The 22987-nt window shown below is 60.8% G+C and carries 22 protein-coding genes and 1 rRNA gene; 13 read left to right on the top strand and 10 right to left on the bottom strand.

Going from position 1 to position 22987, the window contains the following annotated elements; translation table 11 throughout:
• A 16S ribosomal RNA gene (locus tag AC1D2R_RS12465) occupies nt 1–67 on the bottom strand; the annotation flags it as partial.
• A 652-nt stretch (nt 68–719) separates the two neighbouring features.
• On the opposite strand from AC1D2R_RS12465, the gene lhpI reads away from it, so the two are divergent.
• The 4 genes from lhpI (at nt 720) to AC1D2R_RS12445 (ending at nt 6109) form a co-directional block, all read left to right on the top strand.
• Complete coding sequence (gene lhpI / locus AC1D2R_RS12460; RefSeq protein WP_477967570.1) at nt 720–1664, top strand: bifunctional Delta(1)-pyrroline-2-carboxylate/Delta(1)-piperideine-2-carboxylate reductase; 945 nt, start codon at nt 720–722, stop codon at nt 1662–1664.
• A gap of 5 nt (nt 1665–1669) precedes the next feature.
• Nucleotides 1670–4126, top strand: coding sequence for an ATP-dependent helicase HrpB (gene hrpB, locus AC1D2R_RS12455; protein ID WP_477967569.1), 2457 nt, complete (start codon nt 1670–1672; stop codon nt 4124–4126).
• A gap of 27 nt (nt 4127–4153) precedes the next feature.
• A complete protein-coding gene (locus AC1D2R_RS12450) occupies nt 4154–5464 on the top strand; it encodes an ActS/PrrB/RegB family redox-sensitive histidine kinase (protein WP_477967568.1) in 1311 nt (436 codons plus the stop codon).
• 69 nt (nt 5465–5533) lie between these two features.
• A complete protein-coding gene (locus AC1D2R_RS12445) occupies nt 5534–6109 on the top strand; it encodes an ActR/PrrA/RegA family redox response regulator transcription factor (RefSeq protein WP_477967567.1) in 576 nt (191 codons plus the stop codon).
• Between the two features lie 2 nt (nt 6110–6111).
• Here AC1D2R_RS12445 and AC1D2R_RS12440 read toward each other — a convergent pair whose 3' ends face one another.
• Entirely contained in the window at nt 6112–6606 is a 495-nt protein-coding gene (locus tag AC1D2R_RS12440; RefSeq protein WP_477967566.1) for an MmcB family DNA repair protein, read from the bottom strand.
• Between the two features lie 182 nt (nt 6607–6788).
• Between AC1D2R_RS12440 and AC1D2R_RS12435 the strand changes: the two genes are divergently transcribed.
• Entirely contained in the window at nt 6789–7478 is a 690-nt protein-coding gene (locus tag AC1D2R_RS12435) for a L,D-transpeptidase (protein ID WP_477967565.1), read from the top strand.
• A 78-nt stretch (nt 7479–7556) separates the two neighbouring features.
• Here AC1D2R_RS12435 and AC1D2R_RS12430 read toward each other — a convergent pair whose 3' ends face one another.
• The 5 genes from AC1D2R_RS12430 to hslV all read right to left on the bottom strand — a co-directional run bounded on the left by AC1D2R_RS12430 (nt 7557) and on the right by hslV (nt 14293).
• The gene (locus AC1D2R_RS12430) at nt 7557–9728 is read right to left on the bottom strand and encodes a malate synthase G (protein ID WP_477967564.1); all 2172 of its coding nucleotides are present in this window, start codon (nt 9726–9728) and stop codon (nt 7557–7559) included.
• A 64-nt stretch (nt 9729–9792) separates the two neighbouring features.
• On the bottom strand, nt 9793–11229 hold the full coding sequence (locus AC1D2R_RS12425; protein ID WP_477967563.1) for a cytochrome P450: 1437 nt from the start codon (nt 11227–11229) through the stop codon (nt 9793–9795).
• Between the two features lie 51 nt (nt 11230–11280).
• Nucleotides 11281–12228: a DUF1402 family protein gene (locus AC1D2R_RS12420; RefSeq protein ID WP_477967591.1), complete on the bottom strand. Its 948-nt coding sequence runs from the start codon at nt 12226–12228 to the stop codon at nt 11281–11283.
• 190 nt (nt 12229–12418) lie between these two features.
• The gene (gene hslU / locus AC1D2R_RS12415; protein ID WP_057470217.1) at nt 12419–13726 is read right to left on the bottom strand and encodes an ATP-dependent protease ATPase subunit HslU; all 1308 of its coding nucleotides are present in this window, start codon (nt 13724–13726) and stop codon (nt 12419–12421) included.
• Between the two features lie 39 nt (nt 13727–13765).
• Complete coding sequence (gene hslV, locus AC1D2R_RS12410) at nt 13766–14293, bottom strand: ATP-dependent protease subunit HslV (RefSeq protein WP_477967562.1); 528 nt, start codon at nt 14291–14293, stop codon at nt 13766–13768.
• Nucleotides 14294–14470: 177 nt separating this feature from the next.
• Here hslV and hisB point away from each other — a divergent pair, with 177 nt between their 5' ends.
• The 7 genes from hisB to coaA are packed head-to-tail and all read left to right on the top strand — an operon-like array spanning nt 14471 to nt 19135.
• Entirely contained in the window at nt 14471–15079 is a 609-nt protein-coding gene (gene hisB / locus AC1D2R_RS12405; protein WP_477967561.1) for an imidazoleglycerol-phosphate dehydratase HisB, read from the top strand.
• 23 nt (nt 15080–15102) lie between these two features.
• Nucleotides 15103–15591, top strand: coding sequence for a DUF2628 domain-containing protein (locus AC1D2R_RS12400; protein ID WP_477967560.1), 489 nt, complete (start codon nt 15103–15105; stop codon nt 15589–15591).
• Complete coding sequence (gene hisH, locus AC1D2R_RS12395) at nt 15591–16241, top strand: imidazole glycerol phosphate synthase subunit HisH (RefSeq protein WP_477967559.1); 651 nt, start codon at nt 15591–15593, stop codon at nt 16239–16241. The genes AC1D2R_RS12400 and hisH overlap by 1 nt, the downstream gene beginning before the upstream one ends.
• 28 nt (nt 16242–16269) lie before the next feature.
• Nucleotides 16270–17019 (top strand): 1-(5-phosphoribosyl)-5-[(5-phosphoribosylamino)methylideneamino]imidazole-4-carboxamide isomerase, encoded by a 750-nt coding sequence (gene hisA, locus AC1D2R_RS12390; RefSeq protein WP_477967558.1) that lies wholly within the window; start codon nt 16270–16272, stop codon nt 17017–17019.
• Entirely contained in the window at nt 17016–17804 is a 789-nt protein-coding gene (gene hisF, locus AC1D2R_RS12385) for an imidazole glycerol phosphate synthase subunit HisF (protein ID WP_477967557.1), read from the top strand. Before hisA ends, hisF begins: the two co-directional genes overlap by 4 nt.
• Nucleotides 17805–17819: 15 nt before the next feature.
• The gene (locus tag AC1D2R_RS12380; protein ID WP_477967556.1) at nt 17820–18143 is read left to right on the top strand and encodes a phosphoribosyl-ATP diphosphatase; all 324 of its coding nucleotides are present in this window, start codon (nt 17820–17822) and stop codon (nt 18141–18143) included.
• The gene (gene coaA / locus AC1D2R_RS12375; protein WP_477967555.1) at nt 18140–19135 is read left to right on the top strand and encodes a type I pantothenate kinase; all 996 of its coding nucleotides are present in this window, start codon (nt 18140–18142) and stop codon (nt 19133–19135) included. The genes AC1D2R_RS12380 and coaA overlap by 4 nt, the downstream gene beginning before the upstream one ends.
• Here the strand turns inward: coaA and AC1D2R_RS12370 are convergent.
• From AC1D2R_RS12370 to AC1D2R_RS12360, 3 genes are all read right to left on the bottom strand, one after another.
• The gene (locus AC1D2R_RS12370) at nt 19132–19743 is read right to left on the bottom strand and encodes an alpha-ketoglutarate-dependent dioxygenase AlkB family protein (RefSeq protein WP_477967554.1); all 612 of its coding nucleotides are present in this window, start codon (nt 19741–19743) and stop codon (nt 19132–19134) included. The genes coaA and AC1D2R_RS12370 overlap by 4 nt on opposite strands.
• A 1-nt stretch (nt 19744) precedes the next feature.
• The gene (arfB, locus tag AC1D2R_RS12365) at nt 19745–20182 is read right to left on the bottom strand and encodes an alternative ribosome rescue aminoacyl-tRNA hydrolase ArfB (protein WP_477967553.1); all 438 of its coding nucleotides are present in this window, start codon (nt 20180–20182) and stop codon (nt 19745–19747) included.
• 96 nt (nt 20183–20278) lie between these two features.
• Entirely contained in the window at nt 20279–21889 is a 1611-nt protein-coding gene (locus AC1D2R_RS12360) for a phosphoenolpyruvate carboxykinase (RefSeq protein ID WP_477967552.1), read from the bottom strand.
• Nucleotides 21890–22234: 345 nt separating this feature from the next.
• Here AC1D2R_RS12360 and AC1D2R_RS12355 point away from each other — a divergent pair, with 345 nt between their 5' ends.
• Nucleotides 22235–22963 (top strand): response regulator transcription factor, encoded by a 729-nt coding sequence (locus tag AC1D2R_RS12355; RefSeq protein ID WP_477967590.1) that lies wholly within the window; start codon nt 22235–22237, stop codon nt 22961–22963.
• Nucleotides 22964–22987: the final 24 nt, after the last annotated feature.

The raw sequence follows: 22987 nt of genomic DNA, 5'->3' as shown, positions 1-22987 counted from the left end.
GCTCGACTTGCATGTGTTAAGCCTGCCGCCAGCGTTCGTTCTGAGCCAGGATCAAACTCTCATGTTGAGAATTCAATCATTGGCATTTACGTCACGTTCTTTGAATCGACGAGAACTTCACACCTGTTTTCCAAACACCAAAGCCTAAACCTCAGCGTCAAAAACCAGTGTAACTTCTCTTGATAAACGTGACCGCCAAAGTCTCTTTCAAAGAACCGAAATCTCTTCCGGTCCCGCGAACTCCGCCGCCCACGTTTCTCTTTCTTCTCATATTCAATTGTCAAAAAACAGACCAGTCAGACCCGGTCGAAATTCCTCGCCCCTAAACCCGAAAGTCCAGGAAACAATCAGCATCGCAGCCAATCTCAAGAAACTTAGAAGCGAAGGACATCGTCGCCAGCAGCGCCGCCGCCCTCGTTCAGTGAGGGGGCTTATACGGCCAACCCCTTTTCCAAGTCAACACATCCAAACGATGTTTTTTCACAATTTTGTAACATCCTGATTTGAATGACGGATTTCCAGCGCACCCAAATTCACACCCAAAACACACCCCAAGCCGGCGGGGATCGGTGACGGGTTACCAAGGTGATATTGCATACGGGTTGCCCCGAAGCGCCGGGACGACGCAGACAAATGTCGAACGCAGCATTGCTGGCTTGCGCAGCCAATGCCGATCGTTAGGTTGGCCGCCAAGACAATGACCAAAGAGGTAACGAAACATGCTTGTGCTGGATGAAAAGCAGACGCACGACGCACTGCCCTGGCCGCAGCTGATTGATGCGTTGGCGACGATGTTTGCCGGCGCTTGCGTCACGCCCGTGCGCCACCATCATGATATGGAGGTGCCGGGCGAGCGGCATGCGACCTTGCTCTTGATGCCGGCCTGGGTGCCCGGGCAATATGCCGGCGTCAAGATTCTCTCTGTCTTTCCCGACAATGCGCAGCGCTCGCTGCCGGCGATCTTCGGGACCTATCTTCTTTCCTCAGCAAAGACCGGCCAAATGCTGGCGGCGATCGAAGGCGGGGAGTTGACGGCGCGCCGGACGGCGGCAACATCGGCGCTTGCGGCACGATACCTCGCGCACCCCGAGGCGAAAGAGATGCTCGTCTGCGGCACCGGGCGGCTCTCGCTCAATCTTCTGCAGGCTCATGCCCTCACGCGCCCACTCGAACGTTTCCGCGTCTGGGGCCGCAACGCCGACAACGCCCAGAAGATCGCAGCCGAGGCGCGTGCGCTGGGGCTGAAGGCAGAGGCCGTCGGCAATCTTGAGGCGGCGGTGCACACTGCCGACATCGTGTCCTGCGCAACGCTTTCGGACGAACCGCTCATCCGCGGCGACTGGATGAAGCCCGGCGCGCATCTCGATCTCGTCGGTGCCTTCAAGCCAAGCATGCGCGAAAGCGACGACGCCGCCATTCGGCGGGCAACCGTATTCGTCGACACGCGCGCCGGCGCCATGAGCGAGGCGGGCGATATCGTGCAGCCGCTGAAGAGCGGCGCCCTCGCGGAAAGCGGAATCAGGGCCGAGCTTGCCGAACTCGTCAAGGGTGCGCATCCGGGCCGGACCGGCGACGAGGAGATCACCCTTTTCAAGTCCGTGGGCGCAGCGTTGGAGGATCTCGCCGGCGCGATCCTCGCCTACGAGACGACGACGCAGGCCTGACGGAGATGAGGGTCTTGCCGGAACTGCCGGTCTCGCATGTCCTTGCGGAGATCGGCGACGCTCTCTCCAGCCGCGGCCGTGCGGTGCTTTCGGCGCCGCCCGGCGCCGGCAAGACGACGCTCGTTCCCCTTTACCTGCTCGACCAGCCCTGGCGCGGTGACGGCAGGATCATTCTGCTCGAGCCGCGCCGGCTGGCAGCGCGCGCCGCCGCCGGCCGGATGGCCTCTCTCCTCGGGGAGCAGGTCGGCGAGACCGTCGGCTATCACATGCGGCTCGACAACCGCGTCTCAGCACGGACGCGGATCGAAGTGGTAACGGAGGGCGTGTTCGCGCGGATGATCCTCGACGATCCGGAACTTGCTGGTGTTTCGACAGTGATCTTCGACGAATTCCACGAACGCTCGCTTGACGCGGATTTCGGCCTTGCTCTGGCGCTCGACGTTCACTCCGCCCTGCGCGAGGACCTCCGTATCCTGGTGATGTCGGCAACGCTCGACGTGGCGCGCATCGCGGCACTGCTCGATCAGCCGCCTGTCATCGAAAGTCTCGGGCGAAGCTTTCCGATCGCCATCCGATACCAGGACCGGCCGGTTCGCGAGCGCATTGAAGATGTCGTGTCACGGGCAATCGTCGAGGCGCACCAGACGGAGAGCGGCTCGATCCTTGCCTTTCTGCCGGGACAGGCCGAGATCGGCCGAACGGCCGAACGGTTGCTGGGACGGTTCGGCGACCAGACGCTGATTGCACCGCTCTACGGCAATCTCAGCCAGAAGGAACAGGATGCCGCTATTCGCCCCGCTCCGCCCGGCACCCGCAAGATCGTGCTTGCAACCTCGATCGCCGAGACCTCCATCACGATCGACGGCGTCCGGATTGTCATCGACAGCGGCCTGCAAAGGCTACCGGTGTTCGAGGCCTCAACCGGCATCACCCGCCTGGAGACGGTGCGGGTCTCGCGCGCCTCGGCCGACCAGCGGGCCGGACGCGCAGGCAGAACCGAACCTGGAATTGCCGTTCGCCTATGGCATGAGGGACAGACGGCAGCGTTGCCGGCATTCACGCCGCCGCAGATCCTGTCCACCGACCTCTCCGGCCTCGTCCTCGATCTTGCGCATTGGGGCGTTCAGGATACGCGGTCGCTGGCCTTCGTCGATCAACCGCCCGAGACGACTCTTGCGGAAGCGCGGGCGCTCTTGAAGCAGCTCGGCGCACTCGACGCGGATGGCGCGCTTAATGCGCGCGGCAAGGTCATGCGCGAGCTCGCATTGCCGCCTCGGCTGGCTGCGATGGTCATTTCGTCGGGCGAGGCCGGGCACGCGCGAGATGCCGCCCTGCTGGCGGTGCTGCTGACCGAGCAAGGGCTCGGCGGCACAAGCGTCGATCTGGAAGAGCGGATGCGGCGCTTCAAATCCGAACGCGGCGAGCGCGCCGAGGCCGCGCGCCAGCTGGCGGGCAGACTGGCAAGGGGACTCGACCTTTCCTGGGCCACAGAGCCCAGCATGGCGGGCAGGCTTCTGCTTCATGCCTTTCCCGATCGGATCGCGCTGCAGCGCGGCGGCAGGGGGCGCTTCGTGATGGCGAATGGTCGCGGCGCCGATCTGCCGGAGACCGACAGGCTTGCCGGCAGCCAAATGCTCGTGATCGCCGACCTGACCGGGCGAGCTGCGCAGGCGCGCATTCTTGCCGCAGCCGAGGTCTCGCGGGCGGAGGTAGAAGCGGAGCTGCCGGGCGAGATCAGGACCGACGACCAGACGTTCTTCGACAGGCAGAGCCGACAGGTCAGGGCGCGGCGGGCAACGCGGCTCGGCGCTATCGTCTTCGACGAGACGCCCCTGCCCCGCCCCTCGGGTGCTGACGTGACGAAGGCGCTGGCCGATGGCGTGCGCGAACTCGGCCTCGACGAGTTGCCTTTCTCGAAAGAAGCAAAGCAGCTCCGCGACCGCATAGGCTTTCTTCACCGTGGCATCGGCGCGCCCTGGCCCGACATGAGCGATAGCGCGCTGCTTGCCTGCATGGACGACTGGTTCATGCCCTACCAAACGGGTGCGCGGGGTCTTTCCGAGGTTTTGGCAAGCGGCCTTTCGAACGGTCTAATGGCGCTCGTGCCGCATGAGCTTCAACGCGATCTGGCCCGCCTTGCGCCCACCCATTTCGAGGCGCCGACCGGACAACGCCACCCGATCCAATATGATGCGGAGGAGCCGACGCTGACGATCCGGGTGCAGGAGCTGTTCGGATTGAAACAGCATCCGACTATCGGAGGCGGCCGGCTGCCGCTGCTTCTCGAGCTCACGTCTCCCGCACACCGGCCGATTCAAACAACACGCGACCTGCCGGGCTTCTGGGCCGGCTCCTGGAAGGACGTGCGCGCCGACATGCGCGGGCGCTATCCGCGACACCCATGGCCTGAACGGCCCGACGACGCCCTGCCGACGACAAGGGCAAAGCCGCGTGGTACATGAGCCGCAAACAGGTTCAAGGAACAACGTATGGTCGATCATGTCGAGAGCATGCCGGAGGACGACAGACACAATAGCCGTCGCCTGAGGCTTCAGACGCTGGTGCGGCTGAGATGGCTTGCGGTCTGCGGCCAGGCGGTCACGGTCTTCATCGTCGCCTTCTGGCTCAGGTTTCCGCTTCCGCTGATTGCAAGCATCGCCCTGATTGCTGCACTTGCCGCTGTCAACTTCTACCTGATGATCCGTTACCCGCCGACACATCGCATCGACCCTGGCACCGCTTTCGCCCTGCTCGGATTCGACCTGCTGCAGCTCTGCGCGCTGCTCTTCATCACTGGCGGCCTTGCCAATCCGTTTGCGGCGCTGGTCTGCGTTCCCGTCATCATCTCCTTTGCGTCGCAGCCGATCCGCTACAGCACGGCGTTGATCCTGGTGGCGATGATCTGCATCACCATTCTCGCATTCTCGCCATTTCCGCTTCCCTGGTTCGGCGGCGTGGAGATCAATGTCCATACCGTCATGCAGTTCGGCGTCTGGTGTTCTATCGCATCGACGATGACCTTTGCCGCCTTTTACGCCTACCGGGTCTCGATGGAGGCAAGCCAGCTGGCCGACGCGCTGGCCGCCACCGAGCTGGTGCTGCAGCGGGAGAAGCACCTGTCTCAGCTGGACGGGCTTGCCGCAGCGGCCGCGCACGAGCTCGGAACGCCGCTCGCCACCATCAGCATCGTTGCCAAGGAGATGGAGCGGGAGCTGAAGGACGACGACCGCTTCCGCGAGGACATTCAGCTGCTGCGCAGCCAGAGCGAGCGCTGCCGAGATATTCTGCGGCGTCTGGCAACGCTTTCGGCGGAAGGAGAAGCGCATCTGCGGCGCCTGCCCTTGTCATCCATGATGGAGGAGATCGTCGCGCCGCATCGCGAATTCGGGATCAAGCTCGAACTAATCGAGAAAGGTTCGCGCAAGGGCGAGCCGGTGACCGATCGCAATGCCGGCATCATGTACGGCCTTGGCAACCTCATCGAGAACGCCGTCGACTATGCCCGCGAGAAGGTGACGGTGACGGTCGAGCACGACCATCGGAAGGTTTGCATCATCGTCGAGGACGACGGAGAGGGATACTCGTCGGACATTCTGACCCGGATCGGCGAGCCCTACGTGACGAAGCGGCAGCGGGAGGATCGCGCGGGCGGACTCGGCCTGGGTCTGTTTATCGCCAAGACGCTGCTCGAGCGCTCCGGCGCATCGCTGGTCTTCGAAAACCGTGCGCCGGCGAGCGCCGGTGCGCGGGTACGTGTCGAATGGCCGCGCATGCTGATCGATGCACATTCGACAAAATGACTGTATCAGCCTAATGAAAGATCAGTGCAATTGACTTATGTCATGCGGACAGCACCAGGATTGACTGAGATGAACGAGCCAAACCACGACACTTCTTCAGCCACCGAGGATCATATTGGTCCGGATGCGAGCTTGTTGATCGTCGATGACGACGGCCCGTTCCTGCGACGCCTGGCGCGCGCGATGGAAGCGCGTGGCTTTCATGTGGAAACCGCCGAATCGGTTGCGGAAGGCATTGCCAAGTCAAAGAGCCACCCGCCCAAATATGCCGTTGTCGACCTGCGCCTTGGAGACGGCAATGGTCTGGATGTCATCGAGGCAATCCGGCAGCGCCGTGACGATACGCGCATCATCGTCCTGACTGGCTATGGAAACATCGCGACTGCCGTCACGGCGGTGAAACTCGGGGCGGTTGACTATCTGGCGAAGCCCGCCGACGCCGACGACGTGTATGCAGCGCTGACGCAGCGCGCCGGCGAGAAGGCGGAGCTGCCCGAGAATCCGATGTCGGCCGACCGCGTGCGATGGGAGCATATCCAGCGCGTCTACGAAATCTGCGAGCGCAACGTGTCCGAGACGGCGCGGCGGCTCAACATGCATCGGCGCACGCTGCAACGTATCCTTGCCAAGCGTGCGCCCAAGTAGGGTCACGTTTCGTCGGCGTCGCGCGGCTTGCCGCTTGCCCACTCGGCCATCAGCAGGCGCTGGGCGGCCGCGCGGGAGAAGTTGAGCGTTACCGATTTGCGGGTGGCGGGCGCCAAGCGGTGTTCGGGCGCTTCGCGGATCATGTGGGCGCCGTAGCCGTCCGACAGAAACAAGCCGCACTCCTCCGGAAAGATGTCGAGCGGCACATCCTTGTGCGTTGCGAAGAACAAACGATCACAATGCAGCCTATATTCCGGCCATTTGCGATCCACCTTGAAGTCTTCGATCGAGGTCTTGATCTCGATGATCCAGATCTCACCCTTCTCCGAGATCGTGATCAGATCCGCCCGCCGTCCGCTCGCCAGACACAACTCCGGCAGCACCGCGTGCCGCATTTCATGAAGTAGAATCTGAGTTCCTCGGCGCACGAGCATGGCTCTGTCCGATTGCCGGCCGTCTATTAACGGATTGTTATTGTAAAGACTCAAAATCGTCATGGATATCCGCGGATGTAGCGTGTGTTTTGTTGCAAAAAAACCATGCGGTTCTAGTTTGCCGCTGCGTATTCGCTTTGCCGCACTGCAACAGCTTGCAAAGGCAAGGTTAATCGAAAATAAACCATATTCAAAGATGGTTCAAAAGAACGATCCTCCCTTGCCCAATTTCCTAAGAGACATCCATGCGCATCCGCAATGCAATTCCTGTATTCGGCCTGATGGCGACGCTCGCTCTGGCCGGTTGCTCCACGACTTCCGAAAGCGCCTCTGTTGCAGACAAGAGTGCCGCACCAGGGCCGACCGTCCAGACCGCACAGATCTTTGATGACGCTTACGGCGTCACCACGGACGCCGGATACTCGCTGCCTGCGATCCCGATCCAGAAGGTCAAGCCGCAGTTCCACCGCCAGGTTGTCTCCTACGAAACCACGGAACGCCCGGGCACGATCATTGTCAACACGCGCGAGCGCTTCCTGTACTACATCATGCCCGGCGGCAAGGCCATGCGTTACGGCATCGGCGTCGGCAAGCAGGGCTTTGCGTGGGCCGGCACGGCCTACGTCGCCTGGAAGCAGGAATGGCCGAACTGGCATCCGCCGAAGGAAATGGCTGTCCGCCGGCCGGAAATCGCCAAGTACGTTGAGGACGGCATGGGCCCCGGTCTATCCAACCCTCTCGGCGCACGCGCCATGTATCTGTTCAACGAACAGGGCCAGGACACGCTTTTCCGTCTGCACGGCACGCCGGAATGGGCATCGATCGGCACCGCCGCTTCATCTGGCTGCATCCGTCTAATCAATCAGGACGTGATCGACCTCTACAGCCGTGTCCGCCCAGGCAAGGCTACCTCGAAGGTCATTGTCATCCAGTAAGCAGGACCGGAAATTCAGTATACAAAAAGCCGCCGGAACCTTCGTTTCGGCGGCTTTTTATATTCGCGCTGCTGACGATCAGGCAGCCCGCTTCGCCTTAAGCTCCAGGCGTCGGCGATGCAGGACCGGCTCGGTATAGCCATTCGGCTGCTGCCTGCCCTTCAAGACGAGATCGAGGGCGGCCTGGAAGGCGATCGAGCCGTCGAAATCGGCAGCCATCGACACATAGAGGGGATCAGAGGCATTCTGCTGATCCACCACAGTCGCCATGCGCATCATCGTTTCGACGATCTGCGCTTCGGTGACGATCTTGTGGTGCAGCCAGTTTGCCATGTGCTGGGCGGAGATGCGCAGCGTTGCCCTATCCTCCATGAGGCCGATATTGTTGATATCAGGCACTTTCGAGCAGCCGACACCCTGGTCGACCCAGCGAACGACGTAGCCGAGGATACCCTGCGCATTGTTGTCGAGTTCGCGCTGGATCTCTTCGGGCGCCCAGTTCGGACGCACGGCCACCGGGACCGAGAGAATGTCGCTGAGCTTGGCGCGGGCGCGATCCTTCAATCCCTGCTGAACGCGAGCGACGTTGACGCGATGATAGTGTGTGGCGTGCAGCGTTGCGGCCGTCGGCGACGGCACCCATGCGGTGTTCGCCCCGGCTTTGGGATGCGCGATCTTCTGCTCCAGCATTGCCGCCATCAGATCCGGCATGGCCCACATGCCCTTGCCGATCTGCGCGTGGCCGGAAAGGCCGCATTCGAGACCGATATCGACGTTCCAGTTCTCGTAGGCGGCGATCCAGGCCGCCTGCTTCATGTCGCCCTTGCGAATCATCGGCCCCGCTTCCATCGAAGTATGGATTTCGTCGCCGGTGCGATCGAGGAAGCCCGTGTTGATGAAGACGACACGCTCGCGGGCCGCCCGGATGCACTCCTTGAGGTTGACCGTCGTACGGCGCTCCTCGTCCATGATGCCCATCTTGATGGTGTTGCGCGCCATGCCGAGCGCACCCTCGACGCGGGAGAAGATCTCGACGGCGAAGGCGACCTCTTCCGGGCCGTGCATCTTTGGCTTGACGACGTAGGCCGACCCTTCGCGCGAGTTTTTTCGCCGACCGGTCGGGCCAACGTCGTACAACGCGATCAGGCCTGTGATCATCGCATCCATGATGCCCTCGGGTACTTCGTTTCCATCGCGGTCAAGAATGGCCGGGTTTGTCATGAGGTGGCCGACATTGCGGACAAGCAGCAGCGAGCGGCGGTGCACCTCGATCGGCGAACCGTCCGGACCGTTATATTCGAGATCCGGATTGAGCTTTCGTATGAACGTCGAACCGCCCTTGGCGACTTCCTCCTGGAGATCGCCCTTCATCAGGCCCAACCAGTTGCGATAGACGAGGGTCTTGTCCTCGGCATCGACGGCAGCGATGGAGTCTTCGCAGTCCATGATCACCGTAATCGCTGATTCGAGCCAAACATCGGAAATATGCGCCGGATCACTCTTGCCGATTGCGGTGGAGGCATCGATCACGATGTCGATATGAATGCCATTGTTCTTCAAAAGCACATTTGTCGGTGCGGACGCATCGCCTCGATAGCCGGCGAAGTGTGCCTGATCCGTCATGGATACGTGTTCCCCGTCGGTCGACGTCATGGCGAGTGCGCCGTCCTTGACCGCAAATCCCGCGACATCCTTCCAGCTCCAATCCGCAAGCGGAACGACCGAATCCAGAAAATCGCGAACCCAGGCGATGACCTTCCCGCCGCGCTTCGGATTGTAGCCCTTGCCCTTCTCGGCGCCATCGCTATCGGCAATCGCGTCCGTTCCATAGAGCGCATCGTAGAGGGAACCCCAGCGGGCATTGGCAGCGTTGAGCGCGTAACGGGCGTTCATGACAGGGACAACCAGCTGCGGGCCGGCGATCGAGGCGATCTCGGGGTCGACATTCGTCGTCGTCACCTGGAAATCCGAGCCTTCCGGCAAGAGATAGCCGATCTCCCGCAGGAAGGCCTGATAGGCTTCGATGTCGGTTGGCGCGCCATGCTGGCGATACCAGTCGTCGATGCGGAGCTGAAGCGCATCACGCTTTGCCAACAACTCGCGATTCTTCGGAGCAAGGTCATGAACGATCGCGGAAAAATCAGCGAAAAACCTGTCCGCATCGATCTGCAGTCCGGGTAGCGCTTCGTTGACCAGGAACGCGTGGAGGACTGCTTCGATCGCAAGACCGTGTTTATCGATGCGGCTCATGGAATATCTCCTCGGACAATGGCGGCTTTCGCATGCTGCCACTTTGCCCGCCTTTCATTGATAGTCAATTGTGCAATAGTTCGAAAGATTTATGCCATTTATGCGATACTCGCGGCGTGACACGCATCGGCAGGCCGTTCTGGGGCTGCGTCGTCAGTTTCTGGACCGGCCAAGGCTTGGTTTGGTCCGTCATATCGAAACGGAAACGCCTCATCAGCACCGCGAGCGCGATAACCGCTTCCTGAAGCGCGAAGGTCGCCCCAATGCAAACGCGTGGACCGGCGCCGAAAGGCAGGAACTGGAAGCGGCCGATCTTGGTGCGATTTTCCGGCAGGAAGCGTTCCGGCATGTAGGCGCGGGGTTTTTCCCAGTAGAGTTCGTGGCGATGCAGGGTCCACGGCATGATGAGCACCGTGACGCCTGCTTCGATGTCCACAGTCTCGCCTTTGGCATCGGTCCATCTATCGACGGCGATTGCGGCGCGGTTGATCGAGGGAGCGGGAGGATAGAGCCGCAGCGCCTCCTCGAAGGCAGCTCGGGTGTATGGCATAAGGTCAAGCCACTGAACCGGCTCGGCGCCGCTCGCCATGACCCGTCCTATCTCATCTTCCATCGCATCACGGAAATGAGGCGTGTTGGCCACGCAATAGAGCGTCCAGGCAAGCGCCCGCGCCGTCGTTTCGTGACCCGCGCCGATGAAGGTCAGGATATTGTCTTCGATCTCCTCGTTGGAAAGACCACCGATCGCAGCCTGCTCCAGCAACAGGGTCAGAAAATCTTCCGGCGTCGACGCGCGGTCAGCTTTCATCCGCGCCAGGCGCGCATCCATTGTCTGGCGCACGATGGAATAGAATTTGTCGAGAACCTTCTGGCCGCCAATACGCGTCACGCGCGGCACCCAGGATGGAGCGCGCAGCAGGTCCATCGGATCGACACGGCCCATGCGATGAAGAAGCGCGTTCACGTCATCGGCAAAACTGTTCGACGACGTTACGATCTCGCCGGAGAAGAGAGTGTCGGCGAGGATCACGAAGGTCAGCTCCGTCATGTCGCTGGCGATTTCGAAGACCTGTCCCTCGATGCCGGCTGATTCGTACTTTCGCGCGTAGTCCTCGGATTGGCGCAGCATCTGTCCGGCAAAGCCATTTGCATGGCGCGGCGTGAAGACCGGGGCAACCGCCTTGCGCGACCTCTTCCACACCTCGCCTTCGGCTGTCAGCAGCCCGTCGCGCAGGATCGGGCGGAGGACAAGCTGGCGAATATCCGACATGCGATAGTTTGCGGCATTGTCGACGAGGACATGCCTGATCAACCCGGGATCATTGGCAATGAGGGTGCTTTCCCGGAAGAACCGGGTCTTGATCCAGGGCAGCGTGTAGGACGGCTCACCCCACAGCTCCAGCGGATTGCGCAGGATCGTGCGGATGATCTCCAGTCGGCTCGGCGGCACCGTGCGAGGCATCGGCGCGGGTGGAACGAAGGGATCTGGACGCATGTCCATCTGAATGTAGCCTTTCGCGGAAGATTGTCGCCCTCCCCGGCAAGGCTAGAACTAGAGCAGGCGCTCGAGCTCGTCCAGCTTGTCGTTGACGAGCCAGCCGTAGTAGTTCTCTTCCGGCCAGACGGTCTGGCCCGATGCACGGTTCCTGTTTGCGAGTGCCGAGGCGCGCTGGCGCGAATTGCCGACATTGTAGAGCGTCGCCGTTAGACCGGGATTCTTCGAGATATCCATCCCTGCGATCTGCTTGTAATCATCGATCGACTTGCGGATGGAGGCCGCAACGAAGGCGAGCGAGATGTCAGGCTGCATGATCGCCCGGTAGACGCCGCCGGCATCCTTTTCGTTCAGCTTGTCATAGCCCGAGACCTTGGTGACGAGATCAGAGAGCATCAGCGCCGTCAGCGGATTGATCTGGCCGAGTCCGAAGGTCTGGCCCGCGTAGAAGGGCTGGAAGAACACGGCACTGAAGCGATTGTCCGGGAAGCTCCTGCCATCGACGGTCTTGCCGCGGAAATCGCTTTCCCAGACATCCTCACGACAGCTCCACAGCGTGTAGGAATCGCCCTTGCTGTTGCATTCGGCAAACTGTGGCCGCTTGATGAAATCATCCACGTCCTCGCCACTATAGGCGAAGCGGAAGCTCTCGCCTGCATAGGAGGCGGCTTTGACATAGTAGGACTGCAGCCGATCGTAAGCGTCAACGTTATAGGTGTGTTCGCCGACGATGGCGCCGACGACGTGGATCGGATCAATGCCGTAGGCGGCAGACACCTTCTTGATCTTACCCATCAGCTCATGGTCGGTGGCGAGGAGTTCATGAACTTTATCGTACTTGCGATCGAATGACGTCTTGGTGCCCTTGGTCCGGCGAACGGACGCGCCCGGAATGTCGGGCTGCTCGGCATGACGGTTGCCCGGCGGCACGACTTCGATGGCAAATGCAGGCGCCGCAGTCAGCACGGCAGCAGCAATCAGAAGGCTTGTCAGAAGGCGTCGCACGGTCAGCGTTCCCATCATTCCTGGCATTGGTCACGAAGCGCGCTGCCTGGACCACAATCTTGGCCGAATAATGCTGGCGCGTATTACAAAGCGGGCCTTTCACTAAAAAGTAAAAGGCCCGTTGTCGAGAGTCCAGGCTGTCAAAAGTCCGGCATCGCCCCGGTTATGGCAAGGCAAGCCGGTGCCGACATCACAGTATGAAGCGCGACAGATCCGTGTTTTGGGCGAGATCGCCGACGTGCTGGCGAACGTAGGCCGCGTCGATCGTCACCGCCGTGCCACCGCGATCGGGAGCATTGAACGAGATTTCGTCGAGCACCCGCTCCATCACCGTCTGCAGACGGCGGGCACCGATGTTTTCGACCGATGAGTTCAAGTGAACCGCGACATCGGCGAGCGCGTCGATGGCGTCGTCCGTGAAGTCGAGGTTCAGGCCTTCGGTTTCCATCAGCGCCCGATACTGGCGAATGAGACTCGCCTCGGTTTCCGTAAGGATGCGACGGAAATCCTCCTTGGTCAGCGGACGCAACTCCACACGGATCGGCAGGCGGCCCTGCAGTTCCGGCAGGAGGTCCGAAGGCTTGGACACATGGAAGGCGCCCGAGGCGATGAAGAGGACGTGGTCCGTCTTCACCGGTCCGTATTTGGTGGATACGGTCGTGCCTTCGACGAGCGGCAGCAGATCGCGCTGTACACCTTCGCGAGAGACGCCGGCACCCATGCCGCCATCGCGGGCGGCGATCTTGTCGATTTCGTCGAGGAAGACGATGCCGTCGTTCTCGACCGCACGGACCGCTTCCCGCTGGATGACCTCGTTGTCGATCAGCTTGTCGGACTCGTCTCGGATCAGCTCGGCATAGGACGCCTTGACGGTCGTTCGGACCTTCTTGGTACGGCCGCCCATCGCTTTGCCGAACATTTCCGAAAGGTTGAGAACGCCGACATTGCCGCCTTGCATGCCTGGAATGTCGAAGCCACCCATGCCGGTGTTGGTGTCGGCCACTTCGATATCGATTTCCTTATCGTCCATTTCGCCGGTGCGCAGCTTCTTGCGGAAGCTGTCACGCGTGGCAGGAGAGGCAGTCGAGCCAACGAGCGCATCGAGAACGCGCTCCTCGGCGCTCATATGGGCTTTCGCCTGCACTTCGGAGCGCTTCTTTTCGCGCGCAAGCCCAATGCCGACTTCGACGAGGTCGCGGATGATTTGCTCGACATCCCGGCCGACATAGCCGACTTCGGTAAATTTCGTCGCTTCCACCTTGATGAACGGCGCGCCAGCAAGCTTGGCGAGGCGGCGGGAGATTTCCGTCTTGCCGACGCCGGTGGGGCCAATCATCAGGATATTCTTAGGCATGACTTCGTCGCGCAGATCGGGTTCGAGCTGCTGGCGGCGCCAACGGTTGCGCAGCGCGATTGCCACGGCGCGCTTGGCCTCATGCTGGCCGATAATGTAGCGGTCGAGTTCGGAAACGATCTCGCGGGGGGAAAATGTCGTCATCTTCTATGTCCCATCAGGGGTGAAATCTCTTGGAAAGGTTCAGGCGTCCGCATCCAGCGTTTCGACCACGATATTGTGGTTGGTATAGACACAAATTTCAGCGGCGATATCGAGAGCACGGCGGGCGACTTCCTCGGCGGACTTGTCGGTGTCCATCAAGGCGCGGGCGGCTGCGAGCGCATAGTTGCCACCAGAGCCAATTGCGATGGCGCCGTGCTCGGGTTCAAGAACATCGCCGTTGCCGGTGATTGCCAGCGTTACGGACTTGTCCGCAACCAGCATCATGGCTTCGAGATTGCGCAGATACTTATCGGTGCGCCAGTCCTTGGCGAGCTCGACCGCTGCCCGCATCAGCTGCCCGGGGTACTGCTCGAGCTTCTTTTCAAGCCGCTCCAGCAGGGTGAACGCATCAGCGGTCGCGCCTGCGAAACCGGCAATGACGTCGCCCTTGCCGATGCGGCGAACCTTGCGGGCATTGCCCTTCATCACCGTCTGGCCAAGGCTCACCTGGCCGTCGCCCGCCATAATGACCTTGCCGTCCTTTCGAACTGTAATAATCGTTGTCATCAACACACCTTTGCCCGCTTGCCTGGCTCTTGCACCGGGCCGATCGCCCGCCTTGTTGGGACCTATGTAAGTTGGCGGCAGCCGATTGCAAATGGCTTCGATTTCTGCGGCCGCGGTTCTGGATATTTCCAGGCCCGCCTGATAAGGAACGCCCGTATTTCCCGATGGAGCAGCCATATGGCCGAAACCACAGCAAGCCGAACGGGCGCAGTGTCCCGCAAGACGAACGAAACTTCTGTTTCCGTGTCCGTTAATCTCGACGGCTCCGGCAAGGCGAAGATTTCCACCGGCGTCGGCTTCTTCGACCATATGCTCGACCAGCTCGCGCGACATTCGCTGATCGACATGGAGATCGAGACGAAGGGCGACCTGCACATCGACGATCACCACACGGTGGAAGACACGGGCATCGCCATCGGTCAGGCCATCGCCAAGGCACTCGGCGACCGCCGCGGCATCACGCGCTACGCGTCGATCGATCTCGCCATGGATGAGACGATGACAAAGGCTGCGGTCGACCTCTCCGGTCGTCCCTTCCTGGTGTGGAACGTCGCTTTCAGCGCGCCGAAGATCGGCACGTTCGATACCGAACTCGTTCGCGAATTCTTCCAAGCGCTTGCGCAAAACGCCGGCATCACCTTGCATATTCTCAACCACTATGGCGCCAACAACCACCATATTGCTGAGACTTGCTTCAAGGCCGTTGCCCGCGCGTTGCGCACGGCGACAGAGATCGATCCGAGACAGGCGGGCCGTGTTCCCTCGACCAAGGGCACGCTCGTCTGAGCCCCTTCAGGGAGCTTGACGATATGACTTCCAGCTATCTGATTCTGACGGCCCCCGGCGGAGCCGATGTCGCACACAAGAAGACGCAGATCATTCGCGACGGATTTACCGTGCTCGGCTTCCTGTTTCCGTGGCTCTGGCTTGCGGCTTATCGGCTCTGGCCGCATGCGATCGCCGCCTTCTTGCTGCAAAGCCTCGGCGGTGCCCTGATAGACCGACCCGGGCCATGGCCGATGGGCGCTGCGATCGCCTTCGGAACGAGCCTCCTTGTCGCCCTCGAAGGACAGAATTTCCGCATCCGCAGCTTGGTTTCAAAAGGCTGGGAGGAGGACGCGCTGGTCTCGGCCGATTCGTTACGGGTCGCGGAAGAGATCTATTTTTCGAGTATTCAGACCGATATAGGTGCCGAAAGCCACGTTCCCCCGGCGCAATGGGACAGCGCGTCCCATGCCAATGCGCGTCGCGGCAACGCCACATCACTCGGTCTCTTTGGTTTTGATGGAGGACGTTAATGCGCGTCGCAATAATCGACTACGGTTCAGGCAATCTGCGTTCGGCAACGAAGGCCTTTGAGCGCGCCGCCCGTGAAGCCGGCATCGACGCCGTGATCGATCTCACCGATAAGGCCGAGAACGTGGCCGCCGCGGACCGCGTCGTGCTTCCGGGCGTCGGCGCCTATGCGGATTGCCGCCGTGGGCTCGCCGCCGTTGCGGACATGAGCGAGGCGCTCGTCGAGGCAGTCGAGAAGAAGGCGCGGCCCTTCCTCGGCATCTGCGTCGGCATGCAGCTAATGTCATCCCGCGGCCTTGAGAAGACGGTGACCAACGGTTTCGGCTGGATCCCCGGCGACGTCGTCAGGATGACGCCTGACGATCCCAATCTAAAAATTCCGCAGATCGGCTGGAACACGCTCGATCTCCACAGCCCTCACCCGCTTTTCGACGGGATTCCAACCGGATCGGACGGGCTGCATGCCTATTTCGTGCACTCCTACCATCTGGCCGCGGCGAACGAGGACAATGTGATCGCGACGGCCGGCTACGGCGGACCGATCACCGCCTTTGTGGGTCGCGACAACATGGCAGGAGCCCAGTTCCATCCGGAAAAGAGCCAGAAGCTCGGTCTCGCCTTGATTGCCAATTTCCTGCGCTGGAACCCCTGAGCTCGCGCGATTGCAAGGACTGAACAGAATGATCCTATTTCCTGCCATCGACCTCAAGGACGGCCAGTGCGTTCGCCTCAAGCTTGGCGACATGGAGCAGGCGACCGTTTACAATCCTGACCCCGCCGCACAGGCCAAGGCTTTCGAAGAGCAGGGCTTCGAATGGCTGCACGTCGTTGACCTGAATGGTGCCTTTGCGGGCGAGAGCGTCAACGGCGCGGCCGTCGATGCCATCCTGAAGGCGACGAAGAACCCGGTGCAGCTCGGCGGCGGCATCCGCACGCTCGAGCACATCGAGAACTGGCTTTCGCGCGGATTGACGCGTGTCATCCTCGGCACCGTCGCCGTTCGCGATCCGGCGCTAGTGATCGAAGCCTGCAAGGCATTTTCCGGCCGCGTCGCTGTCGGCATCGATGCCAAAGGCGGCAAGGTAGCCGTCGAGGGATGGGCCGAGGCTTCGACGCTCGGGATTTTGGAACTCGCAAAGAAGTTCGAGGGCGCCGGCGTCGCCGCGATCATCTACACCGACATCGACCGCGACGGTATTCTGACCGGCATCAACTGGGATTCGACGCTGGAACTTGCCGACGCCGTTTCCATACCGGTCATCGCATCCGGCGGCCTCGCGTCGATCGACGACGTCAAGCGCATGCTGCGGCCCGACGCCCGCAAGTTGGAAGGCGCGATCTCCGGTCGCGCGCTCTACGACGGCCGTATCGATCCCAGCGAAGCCCTGGCGCTGATCAAGGCGGCGCGGGCAAAGGAGATGGTGCAATGACCCTCAAGGCTCGTGTCATCCCCTGCCTCGATGTCAAGGACGGCCGCGTCGTCAAGGGCGTCAATTTCGTCAACCTGGTCGATGCCGGCGATCCCGTGGAAGCCGCCAAGGCCTATGACGCAGCAGGCGCCGACGAACTCTGCTTCCTCGACATCACCGCCTCCTCTGACAATCGCGAAACGATCTTCGATGTCGTGGCGCGAACTGCGGAACAGTGCTTCATGCCTGTCACCGTCGGCGGCGGTGTGCGAACGCTTGCCGACATCCGAAAGCTCCTGCTCTGCGGCGCCGACAAAGTTTCGATCAACTCGGCGGCGGTCAACAATCCGGATTTCGTTGCAGAGGCGGCGGACAAATTCGGCGACCAGTGCATCGTCGTCTCGATCGACGCCAAGCGGCGGCTGACGCGGGCGGTCGGCGGCGACAACCTCAGCGCCTGGGAGATCTACACGCATGGCGGCCGCAATGCGACCGGCATCGATGCCGTGGATTTCGCCGTGAAAATGGTTGAGCGCGGCGCCGGCGAACTGCTCGTCACCTCGATGGACCGCGACGGAACCAAAGTCGGCTACGATCTTGAGCTGACACGGGCGATTGCCGATGCGGTGCGGGTGCCCGTGATCGCTTCAGGCGGCGTCGGCGATCTCGACGATCTGGTGGCTGGCGTCAAGCAGGGGCACGCGACCGCAGTTCTTGCCGCCTCGATCTTCCACTTCGGTACCTATTCCGTCGGCGAGGCCAAGCGCTATATGGCTTCCAACGGCATCGCGATGCGTCTCGACTGAGCTGAAGGCTAGCCAATGACCCAATTTACCCTTTTCGATCTCGAGAGGATCGTCGAAGAGCGCTCGAGGGCACCTGCAAGCGAATCCTGGACGGCGAAACTCGTCGCCTCGGGACAATCGAAAGCGGCGAAGAAACTCGGCGAGGAAGCGATCGAGGCCGTGATGGCCGCTGTTGTCGATGACCGCAACAATCTCACCTACGAGGCTGCCGACGTCCTCTATCATCTCTTGGTCGTATTGAAGATCGCAGGCATTCCGTTGCAGAGTGTGATCGACGAACTCGAACGCCGGACCGGGCAATCCGGCATCAAGGAAAAGGCCGGTCGGCAAGATCCATGAGCATTGCGAAGCAAATCCAAGGCGCAGCTGAGGCGCTCGACCACTTCCAGGCGAACGACTATTCGCCGTACCATTTCTTTTCGTCGCAAGAGTGGGCTCATTTCCGCGCAGATACGCCGCTGACGCTGACATTGGACGAAGTCAAACGGCTGCGCTCCATGGGCGACCCGATCGACCTTGACGAAGTACGACGGATCTATCTGTCGTTGTCACGGCTGCTGTCAGCGCATGTCGAATCGTCGCAGCTGCTTTTCGAGCAACGGAACCGGTTCCTCAGCCTCTCCAATGTCGCCAAGACGCCCTTCGTCATCGGAATCGCCGGCTCGGTGGCCGTTGGCAAGTCGACCACGGCCCGCATCCTGAAAGAGCTTCTGCGGCGTTGGCCTTCCAGTCCAAAGGTGGATCTCGTGACGACGGATGGTTTTCTCTATCCGAACACAGTGCTGCAACGGGAAGACCTTATGCAGCGCAAGGGTTTCCCTGAAAGCTACGACACAGGGGCAATTCTGCGCTTTCTGGCTGCGATCAAGGCCGGACAGCCGAACGTCAAGGCGCCGTCCTACTCGCACCTGGTCTACGACGTGTTGCCGAACGAATACACGATCATCGACCGGCCCGACATTCTGATCTTCGAGGGCATCAACGTGCTGCAGTCGCGCGATCTGCCAGCAGGGGGCAAGATCGTGCCGATGGTTTCCGACTTCTTCGACTTCTCGATCTATATCGACGCGGAAGAAAGCCGGATTCACAACTGGTACGTCACACGTTTCATGCGACTGCGCGAGACGGCATTTCGCGATCCCAATTCGTTCTTTCACCGCTACGCGTCGATCAGCGAAGAAGAAGCGCTTTCGATCGCGGAAGGGCTCTGGGAGAACATCAACCTCAAGAACTTGCGAGAGAATATCCTGCCGACCCGCCCGCGCGCCGATCTCATCCTGCGCAAGGGCCAGAATCATCTGACCGAGCAGGTTGCACTCAGAAAGCTCTAGGGCGTTACGCGGCGGAGCGTCAGGTTGATGCGGCCACCGTTTTTCAGCAAGGTCGAGGTTGCCGGATAAATACGGTCGACTCCGTGGAAACACAGCCTCCCCTCGGCACCAAGAATAACGACGTCACCACTCGACAGTTTGAAGGAGAGGGTCCGGTCGTTGCGACCCAATCCGCCGACACGGAAAAGGCAGGCATTGCCGAGCGAGATGGAAACGACCGGCGCCTCAAGGTCCTGTTCGTCCTTGTCCTGATGCAGCCCCATGCGCGCCTCGTCCGAATAGAAATTGACGAGGCAGGCCTGCGGTGGCTTGTGATAGCCGGAGACGTCGTTCCAGATTTCCAACAGTTCTTGCGGCATCTCCGGCCACGCCCTACCGGTCGTCGGATGGATCTGCTGATAGCGATAGCCGCGCTCTTTGTCCGTGACCCACCCGAGAGATCCGCAATTCGTCATCCGGACGGACATCGGCTTGCCGGTTCCGGGCATGACAGGCACGAAAAGGGGCGCATCGGCAACGATCGCGCGGATCGCATCGACCAAGGCTTCCTGACGCGAGCGGCTTAGATAGTCGGGGCGATGGCGAACGCCGTTCGGCAACTGCTGCATGTTAATCTCCGCCCGGCGGACGCCCCCGCATCTTCTTGACCTCGGAGCGGCCGGACTTCGCTTTCAGCCGCCGTTCGACAGAACCTTTCGTTGGCTTTGTCTTCCTGCGCGGCGGAGGCGGCGGTTTTGCTGCCTCGATGATCATTTCCTTCAGCCGCTCGCGCGCATCTTCGCGATTGCGATCCTGACTGCGGAAGCGGCTTGCCTCGATCATCAGCACGCCTTCCTTGGACAGGCGCCTGCCGGCAAGCTTTACGGCGTTGCCCTTGACCCGTTCGTTGAGCGCGGGCGAGTTCACAATGTTGAAGAAGAGCTGGACGGCGGTCGAGACCTTGTTGACATTCTGCCCGCCGGGGCCGCCTGCCAGAACGAATTGTTCCGTCAGTTCCCATCCGGCGATGGTGATCCTGTCGTCGATATAGAGCGGGTCGCTGGCCATGCGATTTCTATCTCACATTGCCGCCTGCTTGGAAACACGCAAAAACCCGGCGAACGAAGGCCGGGGTTTCACGTGAATCATCAATGCTTTGCTCTACTACTCAGCAGCGATCTGAAAACCCGGGGCCGCATCGCGCACCCCGCCATCGACATGATCTTCGAACTTGGCGAAATTCGCAATGAACATCGCGACGAGCTTTGCAGCCTGCGAGTCGTAGGCGACGGCATCCTGCCATGTGGACCGCGGATCGAGGATTCCGCTTTCGACGCCCTGAACGGCCACCGGTACAGTGAAGCCGAAATTCGGATCGGTACGGAACTCGGCCTTGCCGAGCTCTCCTGAGAGCGCTGAGGCAAGAAGTGCGCGTGTTGCCTTGATTGGCATACGCTTGCCGGTGCCGTAGGCGCCGCCCGTCCAGCCAGTGTTGACCAACCAGCACTCCACACCGTGGCGACCGATGAGATCCTTCAGCAGATTGCCGTATTCCGACGGGTGGCGCGGCATGAACGGTGCGCCGAAGCAGGTCGAAAAGGTTGCTTCCGGCTCAGTCACGCCCTTCTCCGTTCCGGCGACCTTGGCGGTGTAGCCGGACAGAAAGTGGTACATAGCCTGGTCCGGCGTCAGTTTGGCGATCGGCGGCATGACACCAAAGGCGTCGGCCGTCAGCATGATAATCGTCTTCGGGTGGCCCGCCAGGCCCGTGTCGGAAGCGTTCGGAATGAATTCCAGGGGGTAAGCGCAGCGGGTGTTTTCCGTGAGCGATCCATCGTTGAAATCCGGTTCGCGCAGGTCGTTCAGGACGACGTTTTCGAGAACCGTGCCGAAACGTTGGGTGGTGGCGTAGATTTCTGGCTCTGCTTCGGCCGACAGGCGGATCGTCTTGGCGTAGCAACCGCCTTCGAAATTGAAGATGCCGTTTTCGCCCCAGCCATGCTCGTCATCGCCGATCAGCGTACGCGCCGGATCTGCCGACAGCGTCGTCTTGCCGGTACCCGAAAGCCCGAAGAAAACAGCCGCATCGCCATCCCGACCGACATTGGCCGAGCAATGCATCGGCATGACATCCTTGGCCGGCAGAAGGTAGTTCAGCACGGTGAAGACCGACTTCTTCATTTCGCCAGCATAGGACGTTCCGGCGATCAGGACCTCGCCGTTCGTGAGGTCGCAGGCGATCACGGTTTCCGTGCGGCAGCCGTAGCGTGCGGGGTCGGCTTTGAAGCTCGGCAGGTCGATGATCGTCAGCTTGGGAACGAAGGTTTCGAGCGCCGACCTCTCCGGACGTATCAGAAGGTTGCGGATGAACAGCGAATGCCAGGCGAGTTCGGTCACAACGCGGGTCGCCAAGGCATTGCCCGCGTCGGCACCGCCGATCAGGTCCTGCACGAACAGTTCCTTTCCGGCCGCATGCGCGAGCATGTCCTGCTTCAGCAGCGCAAAATGCTCCGGCGCCATCGGCTTGTTATTGTCCCACCAAATCTTACCTTCGGTATGCGCATCTCGGACGACGAACTTGTCGCGCGGCGACCGGCCGGTGTGCTGGCCTGTCAAGGCCCTCAGTGCTCCATGAGCGGTGAGTTCGGCCTCACCCCGGCGAATCGACTCTTCATAGAGAGAAGCGGCGGTAAAGTTATAGCGGACGCTCTTTGCGCTGGCCAAACCTGTTGTCGCCAGCTCTATCGCCGGGTTGTGGACTCCGAACAACTCCATGGTGTTTCCCTTCCCTTGAGGCTCAGTGCCAATAAGAACTGAGCGCGACCGTACGGGTAGGATTTTTAAAACGCAATAGTAAAAAATCGATAAAGTGTAGCAATATCAATTATTTAATCGATTTAAATTGATTGCGATTATTTTAAATCGTTTGAATCGCCGGGGGTTGGATCATTTTTCCGTACCTCCCTAGGTTGTCATCAAAACTTTGCAACAATCCTCCCCTTTATCTTTGCCACAATTTGTTCCACCTTTATCCCCATAAGCGCATCCGGTTCGGAAAGGCCGCCTGGGGGACAGTTTTATATTCCTTGGAGACGCGCATAGATGACGGAGACGAATATCATGGCGACAATCGCGCTCGTTGACGACGACCGCAACATCCTAACCTCAGTGTCGATTGCGCTTGAGGCGGAAGGATATAAGGTCGAGACTTACACGGACGGCGCATCGGCCCTTGACGGCCTTCTCGCCCGCCCACCGCAGCTTGCCATATTCGACATCAAGATGCCGCGTATGGACGGGATGGAACTGCTGCGCCGCCTGCGCCAGAAATCAGACATGCCGGTGATCTTCCTGACCTCCAAGGACGAGGAGATCGATGAGCTTTTCGGCTTGAAGATGGGGGCCGACGACTTCATTACCAAGCCTTTTTCGCAAAGGCTTCTGGTCGAGCGGGTCCGCGCAGTCCTGCGCCGCGCCTCGAGCCGCGACGCGACGGTTGCCGCCGGCGGCGTTGCGCCAAAGCCCGGAGCTGCCCAGCTTGCCCGCTCCCTGGAGCGCGGCCAGCTGGTAATGGACCAAGAGCGGCATACCTGCACCTGGAAGGGCGAGCCGGTGACCCTCACTGTTACCGAATTCCTGATTCTGCATTCCTTGGCGCAGCGCCCGGGCGTCGTCAAAAGCCGCGACGCGTTGATGGATGCGGCCTATGATGAACAGGTCTATGTCGACGATCGCACGATCGACAGCCACATCAAGCGGCTTCGCAAGAAGTTCAAGATGGTCGACAACGACTTTGATATGATTGAAACGCTCTACGGAGTGGGATACCGCTTCCGCGAAGCAGCCTGACGCCCGATCGGCGCGGCACGTGAG

It is taken from the genome of Rhizobium sp. P1_C7 (assembly GCF_056406295.1).
The sequence above is the reverse complement of the archived record's forward strand: the minus strand, read 5'-3'. Positions and strand labels throughout refer to the sequence as shown.